The 11,891-nt window shown below is 37.2% G+C and carries 13 protein-coding genes and 1 tRNA gene; 4 read left to right on the top strand and 10 right to left on the bottom strand.

All coding sequences use genetic code 11. The features are described from left to right. The 7 genes from MK805_RS17615 to MK805_RS18195 all read right to left on the bottom strand — a co-directional run. Nucleotides 1–429, bottom strand: a 429-nt coding sequence (locus MK805_RS17615) for a hypothetical protein (protein WP_240877230.1), incomplete at its 3' end; no start/stop codon positions are given. Between the two features lie 295 nt (nt 430–724). Next, on the bottom strand, nt 725–1,375 hold the full coding sequence (locus MK805_RS17610) for a class I SAM-dependent methyltransferase (protein WP_240877229.1): 651 nt from the start codon (nt 1,373–1,375) through the stop codon (nt 725–727). Nucleotide 1,376: 1 nt separating this feature from the next. Further along, a complete protein-coding gene (locus MK805_RS17605) occupies nt 1,377–2,078 on the bottom strand; it encodes a class I SAM-dependent methyltransferase (protein WP_240877228.1) in 702 nt (233 codons plus the stop codon). Nucleotides 2,079–2,082: 4 nt separating this feature from the next. After that, a complete protein-coding gene (locus MK805_RS17600; RefSeq protein WP_240877227.1) occupies nt 2,083–2,781 on the bottom strand; it encodes a glycosyltransferase in 699 nt (232 codons plus the stop codon). Then, on the bottom strand, nt 2,771–3,406 hold the full coding sequence (locus MK805_RS17595; protein WP_240877226.1) for a class I SAM-dependent methyltransferase: 636 nt from the start codon (nt 3,404–3,406) through the stop codon (nt 2,771–2,773). Before MK805_RS17595 ends, MK805_RS17600 begins: the two co-directional genes overlap by 11 nt. A 12-nt stretch (nt 3,407–3,418) precedes the next feature. Continuing rightward, nucleotides 3,419–5,044 (bottom strand): methyltransferase domain-containing protein, encoded by a 1,626-nt coding sequence (locus MK805_RS17590; RefSeq protein WP_240877225.1) that lies wholly within the window; start codon nt 5,042–5,044, stop codon nt 3,419–3,421. Between the two features lie 12 nt (nt 5,045–5,056). Next, nucleotides 5,057–6,145: a glycosyltransferase gene (locus MK805_RS18195; RefSeq protein ID WP_420833106.1), complete on the bottom strand. Its 1,089-nt coding sequence runs from the start codon at nt 6,143–6,145 to the stop codon at nt 5,057–5,059. Between the two features lie 1,046 nt (nt 6,146–7,191). Between MK805_RS18195 and MK805_RS17580 the strand changes: the two genes are divergently transcribed. Further along, entirely contained in the window at nt 7,192–8,073 is an 882-nt protein-coding gene (locus MK805_RS17580) for an alpha-helical endospore appendage domain-containing protein (protein WP_240877223.1), read from the top strand. Nucleotides 8,074–8,145: 72 nt separating this feature from the next. On the opposite strand, the gene MK805_RS17575 is transcribed toward MK805_RS17580, so the two are convergent. Beyond that, nucleotides 8,146–9,456 (bottom strand): glycosyltransferase, encoded by a 1,311-nt coding sequence (locus tag MK805_RS17575; RefSeq protein WP_240877231.1) that lies wholly within the window; start codon nt 9,454–9,456, stop codon nt 8,146–8,148. Between the two features lie 30 nt (nt 9,457–9,486). Next, nucleotides 9,487–9,807 (bottom strand): alpha-helical endospore appendage domain-containing protein, encoded by a 321-nt coding sequence (locus MK805_RS17570; protein WP_240877222.1) that lies wholly within the window; start codon nt 9,805–9,807, stop codon nt 9,487–9,489. Between the two features lie 154 nt (nt 9,808–9,961). Here MK805_RS17570 and MK805_RS17565 point away from each other — a divergent pair, with 154 nt between their 5' ends. The 3 genes from MK805_RS17565 to MK805_RS17555 are packed head-to-tail and all read left to right on the top strand — an operon-like array spanning nt 9,962 to nt 11,787. Continuing rightward, a complete protein-coding gene (locus MK805_RS17565) occupies nt 9,962–10,258 on the top strand; it encodes an alpha-helical endospore appendage domain-containing protein (RefSeq protein ID WP_240877221.1) in 297 nt (98 codons plus the stop codon). Between the two features lie 31 nt (nt 10,259–10,289). After that, a complete protein-coding gene (locus tag MK805_RS17560; RefSeq protein ID WP_240877220.1) occupies nt 10,290–10,679 on the top strand; it encodes a hypothetical protein in 390 nt (129 codons plus the stop codon). Continuing rightward, the gene (locus tag MK805_RS17555) at nt 10,669–11,787 is read left to right on the top strand and encodes a glycosyltransferase family 2 protein (RefSeq protein ID WP_240877219.1); all 1,119 of its coding nucleotides are present in this window, start codon (nt 10,669–10,671) and stop codon (nt 11,785–11,787) included. The genes MK805_RS17560 and MK805_RS17555 overlap by 11 nt, the downstream gene beginning before the upstream one ends. Nucleotides 11,788–11,800: 13 nt before the next feature. Here the strand turns inward: MK805_RS17555 and MK805_RS17550 are convergent. Continuing rightward, a tRNA-Ala gene (locus MK805_RS17550) sits at nt 11,801–11,876 on the bottom strand. Nucleotides 11,877–11,891: the final 15 nt, after the last annotated feature.

Below are 11,891 nucleotides of genomic sequence, written 5' to 3'. Positions count from 1 at the left end.
TCCAGTCGTTCCGGTTACTCCAGTAGCTCCAGTCAATCCGGTGGCTCCGGTCGCTCCGGTTGGACCAGTTGGACCAATAACTCCAGTAGGTCCTATAGGACCAGTTGGACCAGTTACTCCGGTTGCTCCAGTACCTCCAGTCGTTCCGGTCGCTCCAGTCGTTCCGGTTACTCCAGTAGCTCCAGTCAATCCGGTGGCTCCGGTGGCTCCGGTTGGACCAGTTGGACCAATAACTCCAGTAGGTCCTATAGGACCAGTTGGACCGGTTACTCCGGTTGCTCCAGTACCTCCAGTCGTTCCGGTCGCTCCAGTCGTTCCGGTCGCTCCGGTCGCTCCTGTTTCACCAGTCACTTGGAGTATAATTATATCTAAAGGATTAATAACACCAATAACCCCATTTTCTTCAATGGTATCCCACTTATATGGCAAATAACTGTCTCCTTTCTTTTCTTTAATAAGCAATACTCTTTAAATAGTTAAAACTTAAAAATCCCCCTAAAAAACAAAAAAGTTATGGAATATGGAATGTCCCCACTGATTTCATTCCTCCAAACATACATATATATTCTATTCATAAGAACGAAAATAGCTACTATTCCAAAGGAAAATGGTCAAGAATTTTATTAATTGTATAAGATGTAAATATAGGGAATTAATGACAGATACTATTTCTTCTCAATAAATTATCAGCGATTTCCACAGTTCGTAGTGACGAAAACTATTATTACTTTTTCTTCAACACAGAACGAAAACAATAAAGGGTAGGAGGGTGAAAACGGGAATAGAGTGCGTCTTCTGGAAGCTCAAAGGAAACATTTCCATAGAAAATTAAATCCGACTGCCTAATCGCTTCTTCTAAGATATCAAATTGAATATCTGGAAAATCAAAGGTTAAAACGAGTAAACCATCGTCTTTTAACACTCTATTAAATTCTCGAAAGGCTCCAAATAGTGATGTTTGATCCATATGCTCTAAGACAGAAATGCAAAATACTTTATCAAACTTTTTGTTTTCATATGGCAATTCACTTAAATTTGCTATTGAAAAATCTACTTTATTTATATATGACTTATCTAATTGAGCAGCTGCATCTGCGCCAAGAAATGCCTTGACATCTTGTATTATGGCTTCAGGATCTAATATTCTTGGATCAAGGTCACAGGCATAAACCGTTTGACATTTATCAGTCAAGTAAAATTTAAAAGGATGGCACACTCCACAAGCTGCATCCAAAACCACATCATCTTTACTTACAAACTCACTTGCCCACTCATATTCGTAAAACCGACTCCACCAATCATGAGGAAGTTTTAATAGTGTCGTATCTGTTTTTTCATCAGAATGAACAAAAAAACGAGAATCATATTTACTCATTTCACATCTCCCCTTTTTCCTCTTTTATTTGAACCAATGTCCACCGCTCTTGACCCAATATTTCTCTATAAATCTCCTCATAAGAAAACACCCTCTGAAGGTCTTGAAGGAAAGGATAATGGTCAAAATCATCAACTAAGATAAGTGCATTTGGTTTTAAAACATTGCGGAATAAGGGATAAGCAAGAGAACGACCATTTCCATGCGGACCATCCACTATCATGACATCGATTGATTTTTCTTTTAATGGCAAATCTCCTACCTCTGCATAAAAAGTATTCCTAATGGTAAACAAATCATAATCTTGTACAGATACAGGTTTTCCCGAGGATTTCCAAAGAGTAAGAAATTGATCCTGAGTAGTAAATATTTCTTCCCATTCTCGGTCAGATATTTGCTTTAATGTTTGAGGGAAAATTCGAATATGATCAGAATTCTCTACTCGATCACTCAATACTTTCGCCCATTCATGATGGTGTTCCAAGGTAGTAACTCGAAGAGGTAATAATTCACTATTCAGTAATTCATTCCAAAATAAAGTGGATTGTCCCCCTCCAAGCTCTAAAATGTGATAGGGCTCATCTCTATCTTCTAAACGCCGGCAAAGATGAGTGATTGCTCGACTGCTTAAAGCCATTCCTCCGTATCCCCATCCCGATTGGGCAGAAAGTTGGATTACTTTTTCAATATCTTTTACCAACATACCCTTATGCCTCCCATGGTATTAAGTAAGGTTGTTCATCCAAAATGGAATCATATTGCTCCTTCCAGCCAAATTTCCCCTCTGGATCTAATTCCATATAGCGGTCATATTTTTTCTTGCGATCTTTTGGGGATGCCCATCCTAGATGCTTAATACGTGCAGGGTGACAGAAATAGGAAAATTGGTAGACTTCTATAGGAAAACGTCCGCAATGTTGGGCAGTTTCCTTCCACGTATACTCTAAATCATCTCGGTATCGAATCATAAATGGACGGTAAAAATGATGCGCTTTCCAAAAATTATCTTCTCGATAATGGGTTTCATTCCACATATCATACAGCCGAAAATAGATAGCATCATATATTTGTTGTTGGTGTATATCTTCCACTTGATGTACAAATTTCTCTTCCAGCATTTCATCTGCATCTAAATTTAGAATCCATTCCGGATTTGTTTTTACTGTCTCTTCCCATTGTTGCTTGCGAAGGATAACTTCATTTGCAAACTGAGAGGTTTCATTTTGGATAAGGTGCAGAGGGATATCGTGAAGTATTTCTTTGCAAACATCTGCTGTATCGTCTGTGCTTCCATCATCTATGATTACAGCTTCATCAATGTAAGGCAGATGATTTTTTAAGACTTGTCGAAGATAACGACCAGCTTCATTTTTCACAATCATGGAAAGGGTTATTTTAGATGTCATACCACACCTTCCCCTCCTCTTTTTTATAAATCACCAATATCTGCTTTGCATTCCAATGCGTGTTGGCTATGAGCCGACAATCGATCTCTTTTAAAAAAGTTAATCGAAAATCATCTATTTTCTCTGGAAAATGCTCATAATCGAAGCGAAAAAAATGTTCATAAGTGCCTGTATCATCTTGAAAGGGAAGGAGTAATACTAAATACTTATTAGATTGTTGCAATAATTTATGTAAGATAGGAAAAGGATCATGAAAATGTTCCAATGTATTAGAGGAGAAAAGAATATCGTATTGATCGGTCATTTGTAGAACATCTGCTACCGCAAATGTATAAGAAGGGTAATATTGCTTGGCTTTGTTGATTGCTTCCTCAGAAAAATCGATTCCTGTAACTTTTGTAGTGGGAAATGCCTTTGCTAAAACATCCACTCCATCACCTAATGCACAGCCTACATCACAAATGGTATAGGAGTGAGCGTGAATTTCTTCTTTAAACCAATCTGGAAAATGATCTAAGGCCACATTTGCAAAAAAAGTCGTTTGATCACGGCCACGGCGTGCTTCCCAAGTGTGTGTAAATAACATATCCCAATAATCTTCACTATTTGGTGGAGGTTGCTGCAAGGTATACACTCCTTACTTTTTATAGACAACTAAAACCTGTTTGGATTGACAATAGGATTGTGGAATTTTACCACAATCTATTTCTTCTAAAGTAGTAAGCTGAAATTGTCCGATTGAGTCAGGAAACGAATCAAACGTAAAAATAGCTTGATTTTCTTGAGTTTGCTGTTCGGCTTGATATGGTAATAACAATACAATGTAATGCTTTGCTTTCTTCATCAATTTCTCTAGGGAGACAATTGGATTTGTATAAAGTGCTAAGACATTGGAACAGAGGATGATATCATACTCATTCGTCATATTATCTATACTTTCTACCTGAAACGTATATTCAGGATAAGAAATACGTGCTCTGTTAACAGCCTCTGTAGAAAAATCGATCCCTTCTACTGTTGAAAGTGGAAAAGCTTTGGAATATACGGGTATAGCATCACCAAGGGCACATCCCACGTCACAGAGTTGATAAGATGAGTTTTGAATCTCCTTTTTTATATACTCTGGAAGATAATCAACGATTACATTTGCAAAGAAAGATGTTTGATTCCTTCCACCTAGATTTTCCCAATCAGTTAAAAAACGGATATCCCAGTATGTTGACGTTGTTGGAGCAAATGTTTCTCGACGGTATACCTTTTTTCTATCCTTGTTCTCGGCTAAATCTGCAAGTATCGGTTCTATTTGTTTCACTCTTGCCTCCCATGATTCCTGTAGAGCAAAAGATTGTAGTTCTTCTGGATTTCCAGAGATGATATGCTCTATTTCCTTCACCCACTCTGTTGCATTAGCTCCTGTAGCAACATAAGGACAATCGATTGCTTCTTGAATAGGAGTAGATATAACAGGGACTCCTGCTGCTAAATACTCATACATCTTGATGGGAGAGCTGCTGTGTGTCATATCGCGAACTTGAAAAGGTACCATACCAACTGCAAATTGCCCAACATAAGAAGGTAGTTCGTGATAAAGTTTCCTGCCTAAGAAATAGACATTTGGACAATCTCCAAATATGCTTTCAACACCTATATAATCGTTTCCTAATAGGACAATCGACCAATCAGGACGTTGATTGGCTACTTCTTTCATAATCGAAACATCAATCCAAGACGCTATCGATCCCATAAAACCTAAGATAGGTTTAGGAATATGTTGCAATTCCAGTGGTGCTGACATCTTTTTTGCATCACAAAAATGTTCAAAATCAGCAGCGTTTGGCATCAGGATAAGAGGTTTCTCCGAGAAAAGCTGCTTTACGATATGATATAATCGCTGACTGACAACGGTGATAACATCCGCTGTCTCCATTGCTTTTTGCAAGTCTGGATTGTTCCAAACAGCAAATTCTTCTGCTGCTTCATCAATATAATCAAAAACAACTAAATCTGCATGGAATGTATCTTTCATTCGATAGTAAGGCGGATGAGTTACCCATAGCACAGTTGATTCCTCTGCCTTTGGAAGGATAGAACAACAATCACTAATTTCGACACCATCTCGGTAATAAACTGTTCCATCATATCGGCCATACTCCATAAAAACTGCCCGATGACCTAATTTTGCAAAAGCTTTCATCAGTTGCTGTGGACGTTGAAAAACAAGGCTGCCTTCCCAATGAATAGTCGGGGGATAAATAACTTTCATTTGTTTACTCCTCTAACTTTCTGCAATTTGCATGAAATACTTTTTGTTATGTAGAATACTCGGGTGATTTGGATTTAGTGAGTAAGCTTGATCATTGTGATAGATAGCCTTTTCTTTATTTCCCAGCTTGTCGTAACATAGGCATAACTGTAAGTGAGGAAGCCAGCTCCAAGAAGCATGATCTAGGGAACCCATTATTTGATACGGTTTTTCTAACTTAGTAGCTAATTCATACCAAAATACTGCTTGATCTAATTGATTTTGCTCTAAAAATAAAGCGCCAAGACGGCAACAAGCTTCTGCCCTTGGTCTATCAAAATGGAAAGTTCTCAGTATTGCTTGTTGTTCCAGATCAAACTCACACAAGTGATGATAACAGTCAGCAAGTTTTAAACAAGCTGCTATATTATCTTCCACCCATCCCTGTTTGGTAAATAGAAATTTCTCATAATAAGTTACTGCTTCTTCATAAAAAGCATTATCTCTTAATTCATTAGCGAAGTAATACAAATCACGAACGGAAAACGCAGCTCCGCAGCGCTGATGATTCCGATAAATTTGCAAATTACGGTCCGTGTATGCTTTGTCTTTTTTATGCGTGATTGCAATATCACTATGTGAAATATGCCCTCCTACTTCCAGATACTCATGAACAAATCCAATCCAACGAAAGTTACAAGCTCTTCGTACTAATCGATTTCGCCTTAAACTATGCGTTACATTTCCTTCTTCATCAAATGAAAGATGATAATGCATCGTTACACTATCAATTCCTGGGTCGAGTGTTTTCTTAAGAGATAATAAAGAAACTTGATCGTTTTCCTTCAAAAAGTCATCTGCATCAAGCCAAAGAATATACTCTCTCGTCGCAAGACTAAAGGCGTAATTTCGGGCTGCAGAAAAATCATCGATCCACTCAAATTCATAAATTTTTGCACCGAACTTCTCTGCTATTTCCTTTGTTCGATCAGTCGATCCTGTGTCTACAATAATAATCTCATCCACTATTGCCTGAATAGAAGTCAAACATCTCTCTAATACATCCTCCTCGTTTTTTACAATCATACAAAGGCTGATGGTTATCCCCTCATCTTGGTTCATGGAAATACGACACCTTCTTTTATAGGCAGGTAATCCTTTTAAATCTGAAGTTCGATAGATGTGATAAGCAGGATAATGGGTATCTACATATAGAGGAAATCCAAGTGCAACCGCACGGATCGAGAAATGCCGATCCTCTCCCCAATAAGAGAGATTAGATATTTCCGCGAATTTCACTCCTGCAACAAGTGCCTTTTTGGAGATTAAGGTACATGCCCCAAGTCCCCCAACTTTATATGTCCCTGGCTGCCGTAACTTCTCCAGAAAAGAATGAGTTCTTTGGCCAATTTCCTCTTCTGTGAGTGTTTCGTTTCGATGTTTGGGGTAGAGTGTATAATGATCTTGTAGCCATACTTGCGGCAGTTCAGAAGCCGTTGGCTGCCATTTCGTCCAAAAAATATTCGAGACGATATCTTTGTCTGCTTCAATCAGTTGTTTTAGCGTATAAGGGTGCAGCACCAAATCAGAATCTATGAGAAAAAGGTAATCAAATTCGTTTTCCTTTGCATAATCAATCATCTGATCTTTCATCTCTGCTACTTTCCAAATCTGTGCTTCTTTCCAATAATGTGTATACTCATCACAGTGATAGGCATCCTTTTCACCTAAGTATTTGTCAATAACAACCTTTTCGTGGTCTTTTGCAAAATCGAAAAGTAATTTACTTGATTCTTCAGATACATTATCATCTACAAATCGATATTCCACGCTTAGATTTTCTCGATTTAATTCTGTAAGAGATATGAGATATTCTTGTAAAATTTCAGGTTGTTGATGGACAGGAGTCCCTATTAATATACGCTGCCTCATATCATTCCCCCAATCACCATAGCTACTTCAAATATATATATGATAAAGAGGGTTAACTTTATTCAGGAAATAAGAAAGAAGTAATATGAATACAATTATTAGCTTTTCCTTCGGACAATTCATGCAGTTACTAACACAGTCGGCTACTTCAAACAACAATCTTAAGGAGAAAAGTCCAGTCAAATAATCCCATATTGCATTTACTATAAGGACTAAATCATAAAGAAGGTGAGCAAATGAGCTTCCCAAATATACCCAATATTACACCTAAAATTTCGTTGTCCGAAAATGATTCTATTTCTTTATTACTTAGTTCCATTGCATTAGAGGAACTGGCTCTAGCTCATATCGTTAACGCTGAGGCAGAAAAAATACAATTTGTTTTAGGTACTTTGCCTGGAACAAAAAATTTGATTAACCCTCCATATGTAACTATTTCTGATCTACTAACAATAAATACAGATGTTCGCAAAACATTACAGGATGTAATAAAGAAAGAAATGCTTCTTCAATTTAAATTAGAAAATATTTTACAACTCAAAACTACATCATCTACATCATCGACAACAACTACAACATCATCAACAACCACAACGACTACTACAACAACTAAAACCACTACTACTACATCCACTACTTCTACGACAACCACAACTACATCATGCGGATGCATGGTAACGAATCCAGCAGGTGAAAGCTTTAATATTACAAGAGGTACAGGAGCAAATGACACAACCGTTGTATTTAACGGAGTGACACAACCGACAAATGCACATGGCTCCGTGAATTTCTGTGGTCATATATGTTTAACCTGCACATCAAATAACCAATTTATATTTGACTATGGAGGGTCAGCAACAATTCGCCCTTTTAGATTCACAGCAACTACCTTTCATGTCCCGCATTGCAAAAATCAAGTTGTGACCATAACAGGTGAAGGCAATACCACCAATACTGCTTTATTCGGTCCTAATCCCGTATCCTATACGCTCGATTTGAATGGGATAACAAATAATAAGCGCATTTCATTGTTAATTACGGGAAGCAACGGAAGTGTATTTTTTGCAACAATATCAAAGCTTGGGAATCATGAACTATCTGTGACTAATTGTCCCTAATTTATATTACGTTATAGGTGACCCTATCGGTCGCCTTTTCGAATTAGATATTTCTAAATTGAACGACAAAACTCATAATGACATTCTTAAAAGCGGTTCCAACTGATTGGTCCAGACCCATTGAGGACTATACCGCTGTCTGGCCAAAGTTTTAGCGTGTATAACCGCATTCTCTCTCATAAGATTGACAATTTTGATTGCATGATGTTCTAAATATGCTTTTTCAGAAGGGTGATAGGTCTCAGAAGTATCAAATCCAAAGTTGCGTGCATCCCATCTCATAAAAAATACATTTAGTTTTTTCCCTAATTCTTCTAAAGCTGGTACTGCTTCATTCACAACAATAAAATTCCCCTGACTCGCTGCTTCTAATACCGTTAGACCAAATGATTCCGAGAACGAGGGGCAAATAAAAAGATTGGCTAAGGAAAAAAGCTCCATCACTCCTTTTCTTGGAAAACCATTTTCAAATCCGATATCAGATGTAAAAATCATATCTTTGAGGTCAAGCCCTGCTTCACATCCTTCAAGCAGAATTAGTGTCTTATACGTCTTTGGATCAATGTCCTTACTGGAAAAATCACAAAATACAACTTTTACATTTTTTTCGCTTCCTTTTTTGATAGCACCACACAAAGAGGCCACTTTTTCAAATTTTTTGGCTGGCGTTAAACGACCTGGATAAATAACAAGAATATCAGATGAAAGGATATCTATTTTTTTTATCACCGTTCTGACTTCATCACTTAAAAAACCAATAAGATCAAGGCTATTGTTTACTACCTGACACTTCCCTTCAGGAACATCATATTGCCTTGCTAGAGCAGGAATCCCTGAATGAGTTGGATAAACATAAATAGTATTTGGCATAGGAGTATAGCGTGCTGAAAACGGCCATTCCGTATTTAGTGGACGATTGACAGGTGCGGAATGAGTAAAGGCTAAAAATCTTAAGTTTGGCAATTGTTGCTGAGCTTTTCGAACCGCAACATTATGAACAAGATGCCATCCTTGGTAATGGATATCATGCATCAGACAAACATCCACATCTGATAAATTCTCTACTAAATCACCTGCTATCCTATCTGCTTCTTCAAAAAAACTTTCGTGAACTTTCCCTGTAGGCTGAGAATAATCTCTCCAATGGATGACTTCTCCATCAATCTGATTCGCAATTTTTACCCATTCAATTCTCTTATCCAAATAAACACCGTAACGCTCGTGATCAGGACAGTGCTCACTGACAAGTAATTTGATTTTTACATTTGCATCAAGAAACATTCGAAGTTGTTCAGCTACAATATTGACCAGTGAATATGTGTTATTTAAACCATTAAACATGGTTAAAATAGCAACCTCCAATGTCGTATGCCTCCATTTCATCAGCACAAGTGAAATCACCAATTTCTGAGATTAGTCCTCTTCTGTTTGATTTATCAATTCCAATATGTTTTCAAACTTAAATTGAAGCAGCATCTCTTTTTTTATCACATCTTGCAGAACACTGCGTACATTTTCATTAAGAAGCAATAAATCCTTGATAGATATCTTATCTGGAGGTTCATTATCGGTTTCCAAAGATCCTAAAACAAATTGTATCTTTTCTGCTTCTGCATTTATCAGATGAGCAAGAGCTAATTCCTCTAAGGCAATCGATGACAATAATAGTGATACTGTCTGCCCTGGAGTGATGCTTATAATCGGTGTGATATTGGGTATATTCGCCTGAGACATTTTGTCACTTCCCCTTTAGACCTAGGATACAAGTCAATATATTCCTAATTCATAATATGGTTGTTTGTCCCCTGAAAAAATCCCATCTAATTCTATTATCAATGATTTCATCATATCCATATAAAAAATAAAGTATTGGAAAGGAAGGAAGATCATGAGTATCCCCCAAATACCTGATGGGAAGCACCGTCCATCCTTTTCTGAAGTAATTATCGATTTATTAGAATCCATTGCTTTGGAAGAAATAGCTTTGGCTCATTTGATTAATGCAGAAGCTGAAAAGGTACAAGCATTTGTGGGAAAAAACCTAGACTTCCCTACACGTCCCTCTAATGTAGAGATAAATAAGTTTAACAATGAAGTTTTCAAACTAATTGATGTAATCGTGATGAAGGAATGGTTATTGCTTAGGAAGTTTGAAAACGTTATTCATTGTATCGATTACGATTGAACTCCCATGATTTCAAAAGGAGAAGAATAAGATGGATATGAAACATCTCCCTTCACATTCTCGTTCTTTATACATAGATGCTTATCAACAATTTAAATCAGCTATTTACCAATTTGTTCTTGCTTATCAATTGTTACTAACAGCTTATCAGCAAAAGGATCCGTCCTTTTCTGATGCTTTCGTGGAAAAAGCAACTCTCACTTCTCACAAGCTTTATCACATTTATACTGTTAGAAAGGCTCTTTGGTCTTCCAACAAATCTACCCTGTACCCCCAATCCCCACAAAATCCAATGGACTGTTTTGAAGATCTGAAAGATATCCTGAAAGATAACCATAATCGATCTAAAAAGATAATGAGGGGATATACTCTATTTCTATCTAGCGTGCAGAAAGGTCGGAGGAAGATCAATGAAAGATAAAAAACTCCTATCTCTTTGTATGATTGTCCGAAACGAAGAGACATTTATCGAGAACTGTCTCAATTGTGTAAAAGATGTTGTGGATGAAATGATTATCGTTGATACAGGGTCAACTGATAATACAGTAGAGATTTGTAAATCAGCAGGGGCAATCGTTTTACACAGGGATTGGGAAGACAACTTTGCAGTTGCAAGAAACCACGGTCTGGATCATGCAAAAGGGGATTGGATTTTTTGGTTGGATGCAGATGAAGAAGTGGAGAAAGAGGACGCAGAAAAATTGCGTGATCTGCTAACCGAAACAGAAGAACATATAGCTGGTATTCAATTAATTAACTATTATGGCTCCTATCCTATTCAACCAGATAACGCTTATTTGGTTAACCATCATCGATTATTTCGTAATCATATGGGCTTTCGATTTAAAAACCGCATTCATGAGCAACTAAATATACAGGAAGTCTTAGGGAATGTCGATGATTTCATTACTTTTCCAGTAAAAGTTTATCACTATGGATATTTAAACGACATCACCACCAAAAAAGACAAACACAAAAGAAATATCCAAATATTAAAGAAAATGAGACAAGAAGGCAGTACAGATCCTTGGATTGACTACCATCTAGCAAATGAATACTATCGTAAACAAAAACATAAAAAAGCATTTCAATATGTGAATGAAGCTATTTTAAAGTTTATTCAAAAACAACAAACGCCACCATCACTTTTATACAAGTTAAAGTATGAAATTCTCATTACATTAAATAGCTTTGAAGGTGCTTGGCCTGCTATCGATAAAGCTATTGCCCTTTATCCTGATTATGTTGATCTTCATTTATACAAAGGATTAATCTTTATAGGGCAAAAAAAATATGAAAAGGCTATCAAAGTATTTCAGCATTGTCTTTTTTTAGGAGAAAACAATCTTCATCACCTCACCTTAAAAGGGGCTGGCAGCTTCCAAGCATGGTACTATATCGGTAAATGCTATATCCAATTAGGTCAAATAGAAAAAGCTACGCTTGCACTTAAAACTTGTCTTGAACAATCCCATGATCACCAACTTGCTAAAGAAGAATTAGAAAAAATAAAAAACCCTTCCAAATAGGAAAGGTTTCGTGTGGTGGAGCTAAGCGGGATCGAACCGCTGACCTCCTGCTTGCAAGGCAGGCGCTCTCCCAGCTGAGCTATAGCCCCATATCACTGGGTTTA

Source organism: Shimazuella soli, from assembly GCF_022511585.1.
Classification (GTDB): domain Bacteria; phylum Bacillota; class Bacilli; order Thermoactinomycetales; family Thermoactinomycetaceae; genus Shimazuella; species Shimazuella soli.
The sequence above is the reverse complement of the archived record's forward strand: the minus strand, read 5'-3'. Positions and strand labels throughout refer to the sequence as shown.

Bases quoted from the DNA above. Each gene is read 5' to 3' on its own strand.
- MK805_RS17560 (WP_240877220.1), top strand. From the start codon at position 10,290: ATGGATATGAAACATCTCCCTTCACATTCTCGTTCTTTATACATAGAT.
- MK805_RS17575 (WP_240877231.1), bottom strand. From the start codon at position 9,456: ATGAAATGGAGGCATACGACATTGGAGGTTGCTATTTTAACCATGTTT.
- MK805_RS17565 (WP_240877221.1), top strand. From the start codon at position 9,962: ATGAGTATCCCCCAAATACCTGATGGGAAGCACCGTCCATCCTTTTCT.
- MK805_RS17590 (WP_240877225.1), bottom strand. From the start codon at position 5,044: ATGAAAGTTATTTATCCCCCGACTATTCATTGGGAAGGCAGCCTTGTT.
- MK805_RS17555 (WP_240877219.1), top strand. From the start codon at position 10,669: ATGAAAGATAAAAAACTCCTATCTCTTTGTATGATTGTCCGAAACGAA.
- MK805_RS17610 (WP_240877229.1), bottom strand. From the start codon at position 1,375: ATGAGTAAATATGATTCTCGTTTTTTTGTTCATTCTGATGAAAAAACA.
- MK805_RS17605 (WP_240877228.1), bottom strand. From the start codon at position 2,078: ATGTTGGTAAAAGATATTGAAAAAGTAATCCAACTTTCTGCCCAATCG.
- MK805_RS18195 (WP_420833106.1), bottom strand. From the start codon at position 6,145: ATGAACCAAGATGAGGGGATAACCATCAGCCTTTGTATGATTGTAAAA.
- MK805_RS17570 (WP_240877222.1), bottom strand. From the start codon at position 9,807: ATGTCTCAGGCGAATATACCCAATATCACACCGATTATAAGCATCACT.
- MK805_RS17600 (WP_240877227.1), bottom strand. From the start codon at position 2,781: ATGACATCTAAAATAACCCTTTCCATGATTGTGAAAAATGAAGCTGGT.
- MK805_RS17580 (WP_240877223.1), top strand. From the start codon at position 7,192: ATGAGCTTCCCAAATATACCCAATATTACACCTAAAATTTCGTTGTCC.